This window comes from Faecalibacterium sp. OF04-11AC (genome assembly GCF_003460645.1).
GTDB lineage: Bacteria > Bacillota > Clostridia > Oscillospirales > Ruminococcaceae > Faecalibacterium > Faecalibacterium prausnitzii_I.
On the sequence record NZ_QTVP01000011.1, the window covers coordinates 1 to 17,488 of the forward strand.

Sequence of the window (17,488 nt, forward strand, 5' to 3'; positions counted from 1 at the left end):
GCTGCCGCCGTGCAGGTGCTGCTGGCGGCCAACCACTGCCTTGCCACCGGGCTGGTACTGCCCGGCCTTGGTTACTGCGAGCTGGGCGTGCTGGCCCCCATCGTGTGGGGGCTGCTCCTCGTCGGCCTTGCCGAGAGCGCCCGGGTGGCCGATGGAGCGGACGGCGTGGTCTGCGGGAGCGCGTTTCTCGGGATGCTGGGCCTTATGGGAGCCATGACCATTCTGGGCTGGTTCCCGCTGGGGGTGCTGCCTGCCGCATTGGCCGGGGCGCTGATGGCGCTCCTGCTCTGGAATTTCCCGCCTGCCAAGCTGCTGCCCGGCAGCGTGGGCAGCCTGTTCCTGGCCGGGGCGCTGGGCTGCGTGCCGTTGAGTATCGGTTGGCCGGGCCTGAGTGTGCCGCTGGGCCTGCCTTATTGGCTGGAGGGCGGCATGGTGGCGCTGCAGATCCTGGTCTATAAGGCGTCAAAAGGCCGGAAGCAGCTCTTTGGCACCGCGCCGCTCCACCGCTGGCTGGAAAAGCGGGGCCGTGCCCCCATCTCAATTTTTTACACGTTCTGTGTCTTTGCCATGCTGGGCGTCGCACTGGCGATGCAGATGGCAAAGATCAGCTGATTCAGAGGGAGGAATGCAGATGGCGACCATCCGCAGAAAAAAGGCGGAGCCTTTTTCCATCTTACAGCGCGACCCCGGCCCCTGGCCAACGCTCCTCATCAACTGGATGGCGACGCTGGGCATCATCGTGATCTTCGGGCTGGTGATGCTGTTCAGCGCCAGCTACACCACAGGCTACCTCCGCTTTGGCGACAGCCTGCACTTTATCCGCAGCCAGGTGCTCTGTCTGGGGCTTGGCGTTGTGGCCATGGCCCTGTTTTCCTATATCGACTACCGTTTTCTGCGCAAGCTGGTCTGGCCGGGGTATCTGCTCTGTCTGGTACTGCTGGTGCTGGTGCTGTTCAGCACGCCGCTCAACGGCTGCCGCCGCTGGATCTCGTTCGGCGGCTTTACGGTGCAGGTATCGGAGATCGCCAAGTTTGAGATGATCCTGCTCACGGCCCATCTGGCCGCCAAGGCCCCCCGGCTGGAAAAGCTGGACCCCGGCTCCAACCGCCGGGTGCCGCCCAGCGTCTGGCTCTACCAGCGTCTGGTGCGGGAGCTCATCGTTCCGCTGCTGCCCCTGCTGCTGGTGCTGGCGCTGCTGGTGCTGGAGCCCCACATGTCCGGCATCGTGCTGACCACGGCCATCGTGGGCACCATCCTGCTGCTGGGCGGAAACGGCGGCATCATCACCTGGGCGGGGGCTGCTACCGGCATTTTCCTGCTGGAGACACTGCTGCAGCACATTGATTCCATCCCGTACCTGCAGAGCCGCCTCGACGGCTGGACGCAGGACCTCTCCCAGATGACGGACCAGACCCTGCAGAGCCTGTACGCCATCGGTTCCGGCGGCGTGACCGGCCTCGGCCTTGGCAACAGCATTGAAAAACAGCTCTGGCTGCCAGAGAGCAACAACGACTTCATCTTCTCCGTGGTTTGTGAGGAGCTGGGCTTTGTGGGGGCCGTGCTGGTCATCCTGCTGTTTGTGCTGTTTCTGGTGGAGGGGTTCTGGCTGGCGTTCCACGCCGAGAACCGCTACTGCACCTTAGTGGGCATCGGCATCATGGCGCAGATCGCGTGGCAGGTGTTTTGCAACATCGCGGTCGTCACCAACACCCTGCCCAATACCGGCATTTCGCTGCCGTTTTTCTCTTCGGGCGGTACGAGCCTGATCCTGCTGCTGGCCGAGATGGGCGTTATGGTCAACATCGGCCGCAACGGCGAGCGCGCCCGCCTGGAGCGGGAAAACCTGCATCATTTGCGGGAAGAGCAGCGGAAAGCCAAAACCATCGTGCTGAATACGGCACGCAATGCCCAGCCGGAACGGTAATGGGCCTATCAGGAGGGAAATTGTATGAAAGTTCTGATCGCTGCCGGCGGCACGGCCGGCCATATCAACCCGGCGCTGGCCATTGCGGGTGCCCTGAAAAAAGCCGACCCCACCGCTGAGATCCATTTTGCAGGCCGGAAAGAGGGCATGGAGTACCGCCTGGTCACCCAGGCGGGCTACCCGTTCCATCACATTGAGATCACGGGTTTCCAGCGCAAACTCTCGCTCAACAACATCCGGCGGAACATCATCACCCTGTGGAACCTGGCCCTCTCGGGGCCCACGGCGAAAAAGATGATGAAAGAGATCCAGCCGGACCTCGTCATCGGCTGCGGCGGCTATGTCTCCGGCCCGGTGGTGCGCTGCGCTGCCAAGCAGGGCATCAAGACCGCCCTGCATGAGCAGAACGCGTTCCCCGGCGTGACCAACAAACTGCTGGCCCCGGATGTGGACATCGTGTTCGCCGCCGTGCCCGCCGCCGTGGAGAAGCTGGGTGCCCCGGAAAAGACCATCGTGGTGGGCAACCCGGTCCGCCCGGAGGTGTTTGCGCAGGCCAAGAACCGTGACGCCATCCGTGCCGAGCTGGGCGCGGGCGACCGGACGATCATCCTGTCGTTCGGCGGCAGTTTGGGTGCCCGTCGTGTCAATGAAGTGGTGGCCGACCTCTGCGCCTGGGAACAGAAGAATGCAAAGCCGGTGCTCCACCTGCATGCCACCGGTCAGTACGGCGTGGAACTGTTCCAGGATCTGGAAAAAGAAAAGGGCTTTGCCCCGGGCGAGAGCCTTGTGGTAAAAGAATACATCAACAACATGCCGGAGCTGCTGGCGGCTGCCGATCTCGTCATCAGCCGCGCCGGCGCGCTGACGCTGGCCGAGCTGGAGGCCGTGGGCCGCGCTGCAGTCCTTATCCCCAGCCCCAATGTGGCGGAGAACCACCAGTATTACAACGCCCTCGAGCTGCAGAAAGCCGGGGCCGCCGTGGTCATTGAGGAAAAAGACCTGACCGGGGAAAAGCTGGTGCAGACCGTTTCCGACATGCTGGCTCAGCCCGGCAAGCTGGCTGAAATGGGCCAGAACGCCCGGAAGCTCTCGGTGGACGACAGCCTGGACCGCATTGCAGACGCCCTGCTCAAGCTGGTCAAGACCCCGTAATTGCACCGGGAGACAACTTGTGATAAAATCAGACGGAAAGGAGGGGAGGCCCCATGGCACAGAACCGCAGGCGTGATGCCCGCCAGAATCCAGACCGGAGCCAGAGCCACCCGGCGCAGGGAAATACAGCCCGCCGCCGCAGCCGTTCCAACGCTTCCGGCCGCCGCCGGGTGTATGACCAGGCGCAGGACGCCCGCCGTGCCTCCTCTCAGCGCCGGGGCAGCCCGCAGGGCTACCAGGAGCAGACCATTGATTTTGCAAACGGCAGTGTGCGCTATGAGCAGCCCCGCCGGGCAGATAACAGCATCCAGTTCCCCCGGCAGAAGGCAGATGTCCGGCTCTGCCGGGCAGAACGGCGCGGGCCGCTCCCGGAGCGCCCAGGACTGTGCCCGCGGCCGGAATGGGAATGGCAGCACCCGCCCGGCGAACGGAGCCTCCAGAGGCGCGAAAAACGGCCCCAGCGGGCGGATGCGCCCCACGGAGGCCAACCTCCGCAGCCCCAGCCGCCGGGAGAGCAAAAAGAGGCGGAAGCTGACCCGCGCGGCCATCCGGCGGCGCAGGATCATCCGCCGTCTGACCGCCTTTGCCCTGCTGCTCTGCGTCATTGCGGCGGGCGTTTACCTCACGGTCACCATGCTGTTCAAGATCAGCTCCATTCAGGTGCAGACGGCGGACGGCACGCAGGTGGCCGAGGTGGGCGGCTACGCCAGCGAGCAGATCTTGCAGGCGCTGGGCGTCCACACCGAAGAGAACATCTTCAGCTTTGACCCGGGCCAGAAATCCAAGGAGCTGGAAAAAGCTTTCCCCATGCTGGAGTTCATCCATGTGGAGCGGCAGTACCCCGGCACCGTGGTGGTCCAGGTGACAGAAGCCCGGCCCACCTACGCCATGCAGGTGGAGGGCGGCTGGCTGACCCTCTCGGCCAGCCTGAAGATCCTGTCCAAGGATGCCGCCCAGCCAGCGGGCCTTGCCACCCTTTACGGCGGGGAGCCGGTGTCTACCACGCCCGGCGAACAGCTGGACTTTGCCGCGGCCCCCGCCGCCAGCAGTGCGGCCGCTTCAGAGAGTGCCGACAGCGCGGCTTCTTCGGAAACAGAGGCGGAGACCGACCAACGGCTGGAATCGCTCAACACGCTGATGTCCGCACTGGACAGCTACGGGATGCTGGGCGACGCCACCCGCATTGAGTTTGCGGACACCGAGGAAATGGCCTTTTTGTATCAGGACCGCATCAGCGTCCTGCTGGGCACGCTGAATGAGCTGGATTACAAGCTCAAGCTGGCCCAGTATGTCCTGCTCAACCAGGACGGCAAGGGCTGCGCCGCCACCGATACCGGTCTGCTGGACCTGAGCCACCTGAGCGCGTCCAGCACCCGGAAATTCCGCTTTGCGCAGGGCGAACCTACCCTGCCCTCGGGCTATCTCGTGCCGGAAGTTTCCACACCGGAGGAAACACCGGTGGAAAACCCGGACGCCGCTGAGGCGGATCCCCCGGCGGATGCTGAGCTCTCCGCGGAGACGTCGGCAGCGCCGGAGGCCGCCCCTGCGGCCGGAGCGGAAACTCCGCCGACGGAAGAAGCCGCAAATCAGGAAACCACCAATCAGGGATGAGGAGTGTATTACTTATGAAACTGGAACAACTGATGGAGGATGTGCCCTTTACCCTCGTGCAGGGCACCCTGGAGACCGAAATCGAGGATATCATCTACGACAGCCGCAAAGCCGCGCCCGGCCTGCTGTTCGTCTGTATCGTGGGCACCCAGCGGGACAGCCATGATCTTGCCGCCGACTGCGTGGCAAAGGGCGTCAATACGCTGGTCATCCAGCACGATATCGACCTCTCGGCCATGCCGGACGTCAATGTCATCAAGGTGGAGAGCAGCCGCTACGCCATGGCGAAAATGAGCGCCAATCTGTTCGGCAACCCCTCCCGCCAGATGACCATGATCGGCGTGACGGGCACCAAGGGCAAGACCACCACCACCCACATGATCAAGAGCGTGCTGGAAGCCGCGGGCCGCAAGGTGGGCATGATCGGCACCAACGGCATCTACTTCCTGGGCCGCCACAAGGAGACGGCCAACACCACGCCCGAGAGCTATGAGCTGCAGAAGACGTTCCGCCAGTTCCTGGACGCGGGCTGTGATACGGCATTGATGGAAGTCTCCAGCCAGGGCCTGATGATGGACCGTGTGGCGGGCATCCACTTCCATGTGGGCGTCTTCACCAACCTTTCGCCGGACCATATCGGCCCCGGTGAGCACAAGACCTTTGAGGAATACCGCGGCTGGAAAGGCAAGCTGTTCCAGCGGTGCGATATCGGCGTGGTCAACATCGACGACGCCAACACCGAGGCCCTGCTGGAGGGCCACACCTGCCAGCTGGTGACCTATGGCCGCGGCGAGGCCGCTGATTACCGTGCAGGCGAGTATCAGCTGCTCCGTACCCACGATTTTCTGGGCGTGCAGTTCCCTGTCTCCGGCAAGGACGATATGGACGTGAAAGTGAACATGCCCGGTGAGTTCAGCGTGTACAACGCCCTGGCCGCCCTGGCCGTGGGCAAGGTGCTGGGCCTGCCGGATGAGGCCATCCACGAGGGCCTGGGCAAGTGCGTGGTCAAGGGCCGCGTGGAGCTGGTGCCCATCAGCAAGCGGTTCACCATCCTGCTGGACTACGCCCACAACGAAGTCTCCACCGAGAGCCTCCTTACCACCCTGCGGGCCTACCACCCCCACCGGCTGGTGGTGGTGTTTGGCTGCGGCGGCAACCGCTCCAAGCTGCGCCGCTACGGCATGGGCGAGATCTGCGCCAAGATGGCGGATTTCTCCATCGTCACCGAGGACAACAACCGCTTTGAGAAAGTAGAAGACATTATCGCGGACATTCGTGTGGGCATGGAAAAGGGCAACCCGGACGCCAAGTACATCGAGATCCCGGACCGGCTGGATGCCCTGCACTACGCGGTGGACCACGCCCAGGAGGGCGACCTGATCGCCGTCATCGGCAAGGGCCACGAGACCTACCGTGACCGCGAGGGCGTCAAGACCCCGTTCCTGGAGCGGGAACTGCTGGAAGAGTACGCCCGGCAGATCGGCCTGGAATAAATTTGCGAGCAATAAAAAATACCGCTGTGTCGTGTGACACGGCGGTATTTTTTGTAAATTCAGATTCAGGCGTTCAGCTGGGGCACGCTCTCCTCCTGCAGGAGGTTGGTCATGCTCTTGAGGCTGATGCCAATGGTGGACAGGTTGTGCAGCATGGCGCTGGTGGCCGGCTGCAGGATGCCCATGGCGCCCAGCACGATGAGGGTGGAGTTGAAGCTCAGCACAAAGTGATAGTTTGCGCTCACCCGGCGCTGCAACTGGTTGGCAATGGCCTTGAGGGCCACCAGCTCTTCCAGACTGTCGGCCTTGATGGTCACGTCCGCGATCTCGCGGGCAATGGCAGCGCCCGAATGGATGGCAATGCCGATGTCGGCGGCGGAGAGGGCAGGGGAGTCGTTGATGCCGTCGCCGATCATGACGACGGTGTGGCCCTCAGCCTTGGCTTTCTGGACAAAGGAAGCCTTATCCTCGGGCAGCACCTCGGCAAAGTACTGGTTCACGCCCACCTGTTTGGCGATGGCAGCGGCGGTGCGGTCGCTGTCGCCGGTCATCATCACGGTGTTGGAGATGCCCAGTTTGCGCAGCTGGCGCAGCACCTGGGCGGCCTCGGGGCGGAGCGGGTCAGCGATGCAGATAACGCCCACCAGCTGGCCGGAAGCAGCCATGTAGAGGTGAGAATACTGCGGGTCAAGATCGTTGAACTTGTCCATTTCGCCTGCGGGGACGGTGCAATGCTCATCCTCAAAGACGAAGTGGTGGCTGCCGATGACCACCCGCTCACCGCCCACGCGGCTGGCGATGCCGTGCGCCACGATGTACTCCACCTCGGAGTGCATCTCCTCGTGGGAGATGCCGCGCTCCCTGGCGGCACGGACCACGGCGTTGGCCATGGAGTGGGGAAAATGCTCTTCCAGGCAGGCGGCCAGCTGGAGCACCTCACGCTCCTCATAGCTGGAGAACGGAACCACCTGCACCACCTGCGGGGTGGCGTGGGTCAGGGTGCCCGTTTTATCAAACACGATGGTGTCGGCCTTGGCCAGAGCTTCCAGATATTTTCCGCCCTTGACGGTGATGTGGTAGTTGCCGCACTCGCGCATGGCGGAGAGGACGGCCAACGGCATGGAGAGCTTGAGGGCGCAGGAGAAGTCCACCATCAGGATGGAGATGGCGCGGGTCACGTTGCGGGTCAGCGCGTAGGTGGCCACGGTACCGGCCAGGCACCAGGGCACCAGACGGTCGGCCAGCTGCAGGGCGCGGTTCTCCGTGCTGGACTTCAGCTTCTCGGACTCCTCGATCATGGAGACGATCTTGTCGTAACGGTTGGCGCCGCCCTCGGCCTTGGCGGTAAAGACGCATTCGCCCTCTTCCACCACAGTGCCGGCGTAAACGGTGGCACCGGAAGCCTTGCGCACCGGCATGGACTCGCCGGTCAGGGCGGCCTGGTTCACCATGGCCTCGCCCTCCAGAACGGTGCCGTCCAGCGGGATCATGTTGCCGGAGCGGACCACGATCTCGTCGCCCGGGTGGACTTTCGTCAGGGGCACCAGGACCTCGCCGCCCTCGGCACGCACCCAGACCTTATCCACGTTCAGGGCCATGCTGCGGGCCAGATCATCGAGGCTCTTTTTGCGGGTCCACTCTTCCAGCAGGGAGCCCAGGTTCAGCAGGAACATCACCGAGCTGGCGGTGCTGAAATCGCTGCGCAGGATGGAGGCGCTGATGCTCAGTGCATCCAGCACTTCCACCTCCAGCTTGCGCTGCAGCAGGCAGCGGATGCCTTTCCAGACGAACGCGATGGAGCGCCAGATGGTGTAGGCCGCTGCGATGGGAGCGGGCAGGAACAGCCTGCGGGCGTAGTGGCCGGCCACCAGGGTGAACATCTTATCCTGATATTCCCGGTTGATCTTCCGGCTGTCGTTGGAGGTGACCAGCACATCCAGCTCCGCGTTATCAAATTTATAACCGGCCAGCAGGGCAATGGCTTCCTTGCGGCTGCCGGTGTAGGTCAGCACCACGTCGCCTGTCCGCTCATACACGGTGGCGTGGTGGATGCTGTCCTGATGGTTCAGGTAAGCTTCCAGCACATCGGCACGGTGGAGGGTCATCCGCACAGCGTGGACATGCACCCGCATCCGGCCCCGGCTTTCATGTAAAATCGTACATTTCATCAGTAATAACCTCTTTTAGTGCAGATTCATGAAAAAGAGCCGCCCGAAGGCGGCTCAGAAGCTGCGGGATTATTCCTCGGTCTTTGCCTCAGTCTCGGCAGCGTCCTCGATGACTTCCTGTGCAGCCTCGGCAGCGCGGGCCTCGTTGATGGCCTTTGCATCGGCCAGGATATCACCGGCCTGCTCCTGGACCTTATTGACAGTCTCCATGGTGGAGTCTTTCATGCGCAGGACGGCGGCAGTGGTCTGGGTGTAAACTTTCTTGGCATCCTTGCTTGCCAGCACTTTGAAACCGGCAGAACCAAACACGACACCACCAACAAACAGAGCGATCTTCTTCACGTCAACCATAGTTGTAAACCTCACTTATTTTTATTTCGGCATCTGGAATGCCTGTCTTGAGCCCCCGCGGCTGCCTTGCCTGCCCTTACCCGATGTCTACAGGCCGAATCCGGGCAGTGGAGGACCACTTCTGGCCATATTGTAGCACGGCTTTTCAAATTTTCAAGGGTTTTGAGTTAAATTAAGACGTGCTAACTTTTTACGAAAAGTAGTTAGAAAACGCTATCCCTACGTGTTTTTTATAACAAACCACGGTTTGTATGGCTGAACAAACCACGCTTTGTAACACGCCGGGGACAAAAAAATCAACGAAATACGGCCCGGAGGGTTGCACTGGGGCAGCGCTTCATTGTACAATAAAGCGTAAGAGAGAAAAACGACCATCCAAAGGGCGGGCAACACTGCCCGGAAGTGAGGAAGATATGAGCGAGAAGAATATCCGGGTGCTGGCACTGGACTTGGACGGCACCCTGACCAATGACGAGAAGAAAGTGACTCCCCGCACCCGCGCGGCACTGGATGCCGCCGTGGCAAAGGGCGTGACCATCGTGCTGGCCTCCGGCCGCCCCACGGCAGGCATCATGCCGCTGGCAAAGGATCTGGGGCTGGACAAAAAGGGCGGCTGCATCCTGGCCTACAATGGCGGTGCCATCATCGACTGCACAACGGGGGAGACCCTTTACCAGAAGCGGCTGGACCCGGACATGGTGCCTAAGCTCTGCGCCTTTGCGGCGGAGCAGGACATTGCCATTCTTACTTACAATAAAGAGGGCGTTGTCACCGAGCGCCCGGAGGACGAGTGGGCGGCCCGAGAGGGCTTTACCTGCCACCTGCCCATGATCCAAGTGGAGGATCTGGCGGCTTATGTGGATTACCCCATCTGCAAAATGCTCATCACGCTGGACCCCGCCCGCCGCGACGAAGTCTGCGCCGAGGGGAAAAAGCGGTTTGAGGGGCAGATCGACCTGTACCCCTCCAGCCCGTTCTTCATCGAGGCCGTGCCGCTGGGCGTCGCCAAGGACGTCAGCCTGGGGGCTTTGCTGGAGAAGATGGGGCTGACCCGCGAAAATCTCATGGCCTGCGGCGACGGCCTGAATGACCGCTCCATGCTGGCCTTTGCCGGCACGGGCGTTGCCATGCGGAACGCTGAGGACGCCGTGAAAGCGGTGGCCAGCGATGTGACCACCGCCGACAACAACCACGACGGCGTGGCCGAAGCCATCGAGAAGTTTATTTTGGACTGAGAGGGACGACACAACAATGCCGCAGCGCAATCTGGTTTTATTCGATTTGGAGTGGAACATCGGCTACCAGCCGTATACATTCAACTATCACGGGGTGCAGCAGACATTCCGGGGCGAGATCATTGAGATCGGCGCGGTGAAGATCGACGAGGACGCCAATGTCCTGGATACGTTCTCCATCCACCTCCGGCCCCGCATTTTCCGCAAATTACAGCACCACATCGCCAAGGTGACGGGCCTGACCCAGGCCGACCTGGACCGGGGCGAGCCCATTGTGCAGGGCTGCGCCGCTTTATGAAGTGGTGCGGCCCGGACGCCGAGTTTGCGGAGTGGGGCATGGACGATGTGCCGGTGCTCAAGCAGAATCTCTTCCTGTGCAATCTGGATGAGAGCCGCCCGACCGTCTGGTATGATCTGCAGCAGGTCTTCCTGCGGGAGCACCCCCGCAAGGAGGGCGAGGGGATGACACTGGAGAGTGTCGTCACCCGGATGGGCATTCCGATGGATCGCCCGTTCCACGATGCCCTGTCCGACACGCTCTATACCGCCGATGTCTGCCGCAAGCTGGACCTGCGGGCCGGGCTGGCGGCCTACCCCACCGAGGACGAGGCCCTGCACCAGAGCCTCTGCCCGGCCCCCGGCGATTACCGGGATTTCAAAGTCTTCCGCGGCTATGTGGAGCCATCTACCTGGCGCATGGATCCCGCCATCAGCGTGGCGCGGTGCCCGGTGTGCGGAGAAGATCTGACCCCGGACGAGATCTGGCTGAAAAAGGGCAGCAACAGCTGGTATACGCTGGCCCAGTGCCCCCGCTGCCAGGGCAGCGGCAACGAGGCAGGCAAGGGCGTCCTGCAGCGGTACAAGCTGGCCCGGCGGGACGGCCTGCACTGGAGCTTTGCCCGCTGCGTGCAGGTGCCGGACGACGCGGGCCTGGCCCGCTGGCACAAGCAGCGCACCCAGCAGATCGAGCGGATGCGTGCCCGGGCCGAAAAGCAGGCGGAAGAAGCCGCCAAAAACGCCGCGAAATAAGAAAAATTTTGCAGGAAAACCCACCGTTCTTCCGTAACAAAAGGAGAGGACGGGTGCAAAAAGGCAAAAACGCTCAAATTCTGTTCATAGCCCCGTCATAGAATTTGGATATACTAGCTGCATAGAATGTGCGAAACGGGAAAGGATGAACGCGTGATGGACTGGACATGGTTCCACCAGCTGGGGCAGCTGGAGTTCTGGGAGGGCCTGCTGGCCGGGTTTGAGAATCTGGGCCCGCTGGTGCCCATCCTGCTGGCAGCGGTGGAGTCGTTTTTCCCGCCGCTGCCGCTGGTGGCCATTGTGGCCCTCAATGTGGCGGCTCACGGCGGGGTGCTGGGCTTTTTGTACAGCTGGATGGGGGTGGCCGCAGGCGGCACCATCATGTTCCTGCTCTGGCGGCGGGTGTTCAAGCGGTTTTTCTGGAAGCTGGCCAGCCGCTCCCGCAAGCTGGAACGGGCGCAGCAGTGGGTGAACCACTTTGATACGGCGTCCCTGTTTATGCTGGCCCTGCTGCCCTTTGCGCCCACTTCGTTCATGCACTTTGCCTTTGGCATGTCGGACATGGACGAGGGCCACTATCTGCGCACCGTGCTGCTGGGCAAAGGTGCCATGGTTGGCATGATGGCCGTGTTCGGACAATCGCTGCTGAGCAGCCTGCGCAACCCGGGGTATCTGGTGCTGGCCATTGCCATCTGGGGCGGGATGTACTGGGTGAGCAAGCAGTTCTGCAAGAAGCACGATATCAATTGAAAAGCGGTGCAGCCCAATGGAGCGATGGCTTACAGTGTTGTCGGATCTCCGGCAGAAAAGACTCCAATAGATCAGATGAGATAGAAGCGGACTGCTTCGGAAAAATAGGAAAAAGACAGACTTTTCGCACAAGAAAGTCTGTCTTTTTTTGTGGAAAATAGGGAAAGAACCCGAAACTTCCATCACGATTTGCGAGAATTGAATCACAAAAGTCGATGTAAAGCCAAACAGGGATGTGATATATTAGTTTCGGAGTTACAAAAAAGTGAACATAAAAAACTTACAATAAAAAATACAATTGTGCATTATAGCTTGTTTCTTTGGACTTTTAGAAGCCGAGAAAGAACTTGCATGAAATCCTTGAATCATTTCAGGGCGCGAGCAAAGCCCTTGAAAGGATCATTTTTCAAACAGAAAGGAGGATCCTGTTACACGATCGATCATCGCGGAAATTGAAACTGGATTTGAAAAGGAGAAGAACGATGAACCGTGTTGTGAAAACGACCATTGCTTCCGCTCTGGTGCTGTCTATGGCATTGAGCGGAACGACTGCCGCAATGGCAGCGGCACCAGCAGAGGAAGAAAACTGCATCTCGGCAGCTTCCATTGCGAATTGGGCAGAAAATACCAGAATCAAACTGTTCAATAAGAGCGTGTATGCCAAGTACAAGCCAGGCGTTACCGTCGAGAAAGACGAGAACTCGCCCACTGGTTATACCGTCACTTTTATTTACAAAGAGCAGAAGAGCTATACTTCCAACGCTGGTCTGACGATCAATACGACGGAAAACCCGCTGACCAAGGTGGAGCTGTACAGTGATTGCTTTATGCTGTTCGACCCGGCCAGTGTACGGCAGGCAGCATTGACGCTTCTCTGGCCTCCACTCCATATCAGTATGCAGCAGGTCTGGCTCCCGCCGGCGGCAACGGTGATACCACTTACTATGTGGAAATGGAAAAATTTGCGGATGGCCGCTGGGGAGTACAGATGCCGCTGTCAAGCGGCGCGTTCGTCTATAACTTCCGTGTGACTGCAGCGAATGGCGACCAGATCGCGCGGCTGGACGATCCCATCAATCCGACGATGACCAACTCGGCAACGGGGATCCGCAGTCTGTCCAGTATGGTCTATGTCCCGTATGATGCGGCCAAGCAGGGCACCAGTGAGTGGGCAGACCGCTCGGTGGAACTGCCGCAGGCGGATGCAGGCAAGCGCGGAACGGTACAGACCGTTTCTTACATCGGGGCAGACAGCACGGAGCATGGTCTGGCCGTGTATCTGCCAGCGGGTTATGATGCGAACCGCACAGAGCCTTATAAAGTGCTGTATCTGTCTCATGGTACGTCCGGTGATATCTATGGTGACGAGCTGCGCTGGATGAATGAGGGCGACGTGCCCAATATTTTGGACAACCTGATCGCAGAGGGAAAGACAGAGCCGTTTATCGTTGTCACAATGAACAACCAGCAGTATGGTCAGGGGGCAGGCCACTCCGGACCCAATTGGAAGTACTCTGACATCGAGACAGATCAGATCCATTATATCATGCCCTATGTGGAGAGCCACTATCATGTCAGCACCACGGCAGAGGGTCGTGCTTATGCAGGTTTGTCCATGGGCGGCTCTACCACCAGTAATATGCTGATGCACCATACAGAGCTGTTTGGCTACTATGGCGTCTGGAGCTACGCGAATGTGGATGGTTCTTTTGGCGGCGTAGCGGGCATTACCGATCCGAGCGTGCGCAAGCATTTGTCCTCTCTGACGGTGAAGCCGAAGATCATGCTTGCTGCCGGAAACTGGGACTTTGGCCAGGAGCCTGTTAAGACCTTTGGCAAAAATCTGAGCGAACTGGGTCTGGACTATACCTATCTGCAGGTGCCCGCCGCCCATGACTGGGAGTGCTGGCAGCTGACCTTTGCAAATGCAGCGGAGAACTTCCTGTGGAAATAATTTCGGACAGAATATAAAAAGCAAATGATAAAAAGGGGCTGTTGCGTTTTTTGCAACAGCCCCTTTTCAGGTCTGATCAATTCTCGGCCAGGTTGCCGGTGTAGAGCTGATAGTACTTGCCTTTCTTGGCGATCAGCTCATCATGGCTGCCGCGCTCAATGATGCGGCCCTGCTCCAGGACCACGATGCAGTCTGCATTGCGGACCGTGGACAGGCGGTGGGCGATGACGAAGCTGGTGCGGCCGTACATCAGGCCGTCCATGCCGCGCTGGACCAGCGCCTCGGTGCGGGTATCAATGGAGGAGGTTGCCTCGTCCAGGATCAGCACCGGCGGGTCAGCGACCGCGGCACGGGCGATGGCCAGCAGCTGGCGCTGGCCCTGAGACAGGTTGGCACCGTCGCCGGTCAGCATGGTGTTGTAACCATCCGGCAGGCGCTGGATGAAGCCATCGGCGTTGGCCAGCTTGGCGGCCGCGACGCACTCCTCATCCGAGGCGTCCAGACGGCCATAGCGGATGTTCTCCATGACCGTGCCGGTAAACAGGTGGGTATCCTGCAGCACGATGCCCAGAGAGCGGCGCAGGTCGCTCTTCCGGATCTTCTGGATGTTGATGCCGTCGTAGCGGATCTTGCCGTCCGAGATATCGTAGAAGCGGTTGATGAGGTTGGTGATGGTGGTCTTGCCGGCACCGGTGGAGCCGACAAAGGCAATCTTCTGGCCCGGGCGGCCGTACAGGTTGATGCCGTGCAGGACGGTCTTCTCGGGCACATAGCCGAAATCAACACCCGTAAAGGTGATGTCACCGGCCAGCTTGTGGTAGGTGGTGGTGCCGTCGTGGTGGGGGTGCTTCCAGGCCCAGATGCCCGTCCGCTCCTTGGTCTCCACCAGGTTGTCGTCCCGGTCGTACTTGGCGTTGACGAGGGTGACATAACCCTCATCGGCCTCGCTGGGCTCATCCATCATCTTGAAGATACGCTCGGCACCGGCCAGTGCCATGATGATGCTGTTGGCCTGCATGGACACCTGGCTGATGGGCATGTTGAAGCTCTTGTTCAGGGCCAGGAACGCCATGACAGTGCCCAGCGTCATGCCGCCCACATTGCCCACGGCCATAGCCGCGCCCACCAGAGCGCAGACGGCGTAGCTCACGTTGCCCAGCTGGCCGTGACGGGCATGATGATGTTGGCGTAGCTGTTGGCCTGCTTGGCGCTGTCTTTCAGCTTATCGTTCAGCTCCCGGAAACCGGCCAGAGTTTTCTGCTCGTGGGTGAACACCTTGACGACTTTCTGGCCCTCCATCATTTCCTCGATATAGCCGTTCAGCTTGCCGAGGTCACGCTGCTGGGCGATGAAGTATTTGCCGCTCTGGGAGGTGATCTTCTTGGTGGTGAAGAGCATCAGGGCTACCATCAACATGGTGACGACGGTGAGACGGATGTCCAGCATACACATGCTGACAAAGACGGAAACGATGGTGATGGCGCTGGAGATGAGCTGCGGGATGCTCTGGCTGAGCATCTGGCGCAGGGTGTCCACATCGTTGGTGTAAACGGACATGATATCACCGTGGGGGTGCTGGTCAAAATACTTGATGGGCAGGCTCTCCATGTGGGTGAAGAGCTGGACGCGCAGGTTGCGCAGGGTGCCCTGGGTCACGTTGACCATGATGCGGGAATTACACCAGGCGGCGATGATGCCCACCAGATAGATGCAGCCCACCTTGAGCAGAGCGCCCAGCAGGGGAGCAAAATCAGGGTTGGCCTGCTGGGTCATGGGGACGATGTAATCGTCCACCAGCGTCTGCAAAAACAGGCTGGCCTGCACATTTGCCATGGCACTTGCCACGATGCAGAACAGCACGATGATGCAGTGGGGCAGGTAGTGCCTGAATACCTCCCCCATGATCCGCTTGAGCAGCTTGCCCGGGTTCTCTACTTTGGGGCGCGGGCCGCCGACGCCGCGGGGGCCGGGGCCGTGAACCACTTTTGCTTTTTCCTGCGCCATTACTGCTCACCTCCCTGCTTGTCGAAGTCGCCGCTGCCCTGGGTCTGGCTGCTGTAGACTTCCTGATAAATGGCGTTGGTCTTCAGCAGCTCCTCATGAGTGCCCAGGCCGTTGATCTGGCCGTTGTCCAGCACCAGGATGCGGTCAGCATCCTGCACCGAGGAGATGCGCTGTGCAATGATGATCTTGGTGGTGCCGGGGATCTCTTCCCGGAACGCCTTGCGGATCTTGGCGTCCGTGGCGGTATCCACGGCGCTGGTGGAGTCATCGAGGATCAGGACCTTGGGTTTGCGCAGCAGGGCGCGGGCAATGGTCAGGCGCTGCTTCTGGCCGCCGGAGACGTTGCTGCCGCCCTGCTCGATCCAGGTGTTGTACTGATCGGGGAAGCGCTCGATGAATTCATCGGCGCAGGCCAGCTTTGCCACCCGGATGCACTCTTCCTCGCTGGCGTTCTCGTTGCCCCAGCGCAGGTTATCCAGGATGGTGCCGGAGAACAGCACGTTCTTCTGCAGTACCATGGAGACCTCATGGCGGAGGACATCAAGGTTGTAATCTTTCACGTCCACGCCGCCGACCTTGACGGTGCCGGTCTCGGCGTCGTACAGGCGAGGAATGAGCTGCACCAGGCTGGATTTCGCGCTGCCCGTGCCGCCGATGATGCCCAGCGTTTCGCCGGGTTTGAGGGAGAACGTGATATCATTCAGCACCGGCTGGCCGGAGCCGTGCTTATACTGAAAAGAAACATGCTCAAACTCAATGGAGCCGTCGGCCACCTGCTGCACGGGGTTCTTGGCCGGGGGCAGGTCAGTCTTCTCGTCCAGCACTTCCACGATACGCTTGGCGGAAGAGGCGGACATGGCGATCATGACGAACGCCATGCTCAGCATCATCAGAGCCATGAGAATGTTCATGATGTAGCCGAACAGGGCGTTGAGCTGGCCGGTGGTGATGGCGCCGTGCAGGACATACTTGGCGCCGAACCAGCTCAGGGCGATGTTGCAGCCGTAAATGGCGGTGAGCATGGCGGGGTTATTGAAGCTCAGGCGACTCTCCGCGTTGACGAACTGGTTGTACAGGCTCTCGCAGGCCTTGGTGTACTTCTCGTTTTCAAAGCCCTCGCGGACAAAGCTCTTGACCACGCGGATGGCCGAAACGTTCTCCTGCACGGAGGCGTTCAGGTTATCGTAGTTTTTGAACACGCGGTCAAAAATTTTGAACGTGGGCACCATGATGGAAGCCAGCACCACCAGCAGGAATACCACGGCCACCACAAAGATCAGGGCCAGCGGGCCGCCGATCATGCAGGCCATGAACAGGGCAAACACCAGATGCACCGGGGCGCGCACGCACATCCGCTCGATCATCTGGAACGCGTTCTGCACGTTGGTCACGTCGGTGGTCATACGGGTGACAAGGCCGGCGGTGGAGAATTTGTCGATGTTGGAGAACGAGTAATGCTGGATGCTCTCATACATGGCGTCGCGCAGATTGCCTGCAAAGCCCGTGGAAGCATCGGCGGCAAAGCGGCCCGCCAGCACACCCAGCAGCAGCGCGAAAGCAGCCACCAGGAACGTGAGCAGACCATATTTGAGGATGGCGTTCATATCGCTCTTCTCGATGCCCTGATCGATGATGAACGCCATGATGGTGGGAAGCAGGATATCCATGATCGCTTCCAGCGCGGAAAGGAGAGGCGTCACGATGGCAGAGCGTTTGTACTCGCTAGATGTGACGCTAACTTTTTGATCATCTGTAGTTTCCTCCTGTGATTGATTTTGTTTGGTACAGAACAATTCTATACAGAACTTTTTGAATGT

General features: G+C 60.3%; 13 protein-coding genes and 2 pseudogenes. 11 read left to right on the forward strand and 4 right to left on the reverse strand.

Annotated features, from left to right (window positions below):
• The 5 genes from DXA70_RS07195 to DXA70_RS07215 all read left to right on the forward strand — a co-directional run.
• On the forward strand, positions 1 to 612 hold a 612-nt coding region (locus DXA70_RS07195), incomplete at its 5' end, for a glycosyl transferase family 4 (protein ID WP_128118063.1).
• Positions 613 to 631: 19 nt separating this feature from the next.
• A complete protein-coding gene (locus tag DXA70_RS07200) occupies positions 632 to 1,924 on the forward strand; it encodes an FtsW/RodA/SpoVE family cell cycle protein (RefSeq protein ID WP_112115846.1) in 1,293 nt (430 codons plus the stop codon).
• Between the two features lie 24 nt (positions 1,925 to 1,948).
• Positions 1,949 to 3,076, forward strand: coding sequence for an undecaprenyldiphospho-muramoylpentapeptide beta-N-acetylglucosaminyltransferase (gene murG, locus DXA70_RS07205; RefSeq protein ID WP_128118064.1), 1,128 nt, complete (start codon positions 1,949 to 1,951; stop codon positions 3,074 to 3,076).
• A 249-nt stretch (positions 3,077 to 3,325) separates the two neighbouring features.
• Positions 3,326 to 4,687 carry an FtsQ-type POTRA domain-containing protein gene (locus DXA70_RS07210; protein ID WP_243001203.1) on the forward strand — a complete coding sequence of 454 codons (1,362 nt, stop codon included), beginning with the start codon at positions 3,326 to 3,328 and terminating at the stop codon, positions 4,685 to 4,687.
• Positions 4,688 to 4,701: 14 nt separating this feature from the next.
• Positions 4,702 to 6,180 carry a UDP-N-acetylmuramoyl-L-alanyl-D-glutamate--2,6-diaminopimelate ligase gene (locus DXA70_RS07215; protein ID WP_128118066.1) on the forward strand — a complete coding sequence of 493 codons (1,479 nt, stop codon included), beginning with the start codon at positions 4,702 to 4,704 and terminating at the stop codon, positions 6,178 to 6,180.
• Between the two features lie 65 nt (positions 6,181 to 6,245).
• On the opposite strand, the gene DXA70_RS07220 is transcribed toward DXA70_RS07215, so the two are convergent.
• Together DXA70_RS07220 and DXA70_RS07225 are read right to left on the reverse strand one after the other, a co-directional pair.
• The gene (locus DXA70_RS07220) at positions 6,246 to 8,348 is read right to left on the reverse strand and encodes a heavy metal translocating P-type ATPase (protein WP_243001204.1); all 2,103 of its coding nucleotides are present in this window, start codon (positions 8,346 to 8,348) and stop codon (positions 6,246 to 6,248) included.
• Between the two features lie 69 nt (positions 8,349 to 8,417).
• Entirely contained in the window at positions 8,418 to 8,699 is a 282-nt protein-coding gene (locus DXA70_RS07225) for a DUF6110 family protein (RefSeq protein ID WP_022256992.1), read from the reverse strand.
• A gap of 413 nt (positions 8,700 to 9,112) precedes the next feature.
• Here DXA70_RS07225 and DXA70_RS07230 point away from each other — a divergent pair, with 413 nt between their 5' ends.
• From DXA70_RS07230 to DXA70_RS07250, 6 genes are all read left to right on the forward strand, one after another.
• On the forward strand, positions 9,113 to 9,934 hold the full coding sequence (locus DXA70_RS07230) for a Cof-type HAD-IIB family hydrolase (protein ID WP_128118067.1): 822 nt from the start codon (positions 9,113 to 9,115) through the stop codon (positions 9,932 to 9,934).
• A gap of 16 nt (positions 9,935 to 9,950) precedes the next feature.
• Entirely contained in the window at positions 9,951 to 10,232 is a 282-nt protein-coding gene (locus DXA70_RS14335; protein WP_243001205.1) for an exonuclease domain-containing protein, read from the forward strand.
• Positions 10,229 to 10,963, forward strand: coding sequence for an exonuclease (locus tag DXA70_RS07235; protein WP_243001206.1), 735 nt, complete (start codon positions 10,229 to 10,231; stop codon positions 10,961 to 10,963). The genes DXA70_RS14335 and DXA70_RS07235 overlap by 4 nt, the downstream gene beginning before the upstream one ends.
• A gap of 156 nt (positions 10,964 to 11,119) precedes the next feature.
• Complete coding sequence (locus DXA70_RS07240; protein WP_128118068.1) at positions 11,120 to 11,713, forward strand: VTT domain-containing protein; 594 nt, start codon at positions 11,120 to 11,122, stop codon at positions 11,711 to 11,713.
• A 482-nt stretch (positions 11,714 to 12,195) separates the two neighbouring features.
• Positions 12,196 to 12,744 carry a hypothetical protein gene (locus tag DXA70_RS07245; protein ID WP_128118069.1) on the forward strand — a complete coding sequence of 183 codons (549 nt, stop codon included), beginning with the start codon at positions 12,196 to 12,198 and terminating at the stop codon, positions 12,742 to 12,744.
• A complete protein-coding gene (locus tag DXA70_RS07250) occupies positions 12,702 to 13,667 on the forward strand; it encodes an alpha/beta hydrolase-fold protein (protein ID WP_158565145.1) in 966 nt (321 codons plus the stop codon). Before DXA70_RS07245 ends, DXA70_RS07250 begins: the two co-directional genes overlap by 43 nt.
• A 76-nt stretch (positions 13,668 to 13,743) precedes the next feature.
• Here DXA70_RS07250 and DXA70_RS07255 read toward each other — a convergent pair.
• Both DXA70_RS07255 and DXA70_RS07260 read right to left on the reverse strand, forming a co-directional pair.
• Positions 13,744 to 15,671: pseudogene (locus DXA70_RS07255) on the reverse strand (ABC transporter ATP-binding protein).
• Positions 15,671 to 17,421: pseudogene (locus DXA70_RS07260) on the reverse strand (ABC transporter ATP-binding protein). Before DXA70_RS07260 ends, DXA70_RS07255 begins: the two co-directional pseudogenes overlap by 1 nt.
• Positions 17,422 to 17,488: the final 67 nt, after the last annotated feature.

What these genes read in the sequence shown, in the direction of transcription:
- DXA70_RS14335 (WP_243001205.1), top strand. Translation starts at nt 9,951, where the DNA reads ATGCCGCAGCGCAATCTGGTTTTATTCGATTTGGAGTGGAACATCGGC.
- DXA70_RS07215 (WP_128118066.1), top strand. Translation starts at nt 4,702, where the DNA reads ATGAAACTGGAACAACTGATGGAGGATGTGCCCTTTACCCTCGTGCAG.
- DXA70_RS07225 (WP_022256992.1), bottom strand. Translation starts at nt 8,699, where the DNA reads ATGGTTGACGTGAAGAAGATCGCTCTGTTTGTTGGTGGTGTCGTGTTT.
- DXA70_RS07240 (WP_128118068.1), top strand. Translation starts at nt 11,120, where the DNA reads ATGGACTGGACATGGTTCCACCAGCTGGGGCAGCTGGAGTTCTGGGAG.
- DXA70_RS07235 (WP_243001206.1), top strand. Translation starts at nt 10,229, where the DNA reads ATGAAGTGGTGCGGCCCGGACGCCGAGTTTGCGGAGTGGGGCATGGAC.
- DXA70_RS07230 (WP_128118067.1), top strand. Translation starts at nt 9,113, where the DNA reads ATGAGCGAGAAGAATATCCGGGTGCTGGCACTGGACTTGGACGGCACC.
- murG (WP_128118064.1), top strand. Translation starts at nt 1,949, where the DNA reads ATGAAAGTTCTGATCGCTGCCGGCGGCACGGCCGGCCATATCAACCCG.
- DXA70_RS07245 (WP_128118069.1), top strand. Translation starts at nt 12,196, where the DNA reads ATGAACCGTGTTGTGAAAACGACCATTGCTTCCGCTCTGGTGCTGTCT.
- DXA70_RS07220 (WP_243001204.1), bottom strand. Translation starts at nt 8,348, where the DNA reads ATGAAATGTACGATTTTACATGAAAGCCGGGGCCGGATGCGGGTGCAT.
- DXA70_RS07250 (WP_158565145.1), top strand. Translation starts at nt 12,702, where the DNA reads ATGCCGCTGTCAAGCGGCGCGTTCGTCTATAACTTCCGTGTGACTGCA.
- DXA70_RS07200 (WP_112115846.1), top strand. Translation starts at nt 632, where the DNA reads ATGGCGACCATCCGCAGAAAAAAGGCGGAGCCTTTTTCCATCTTACAG.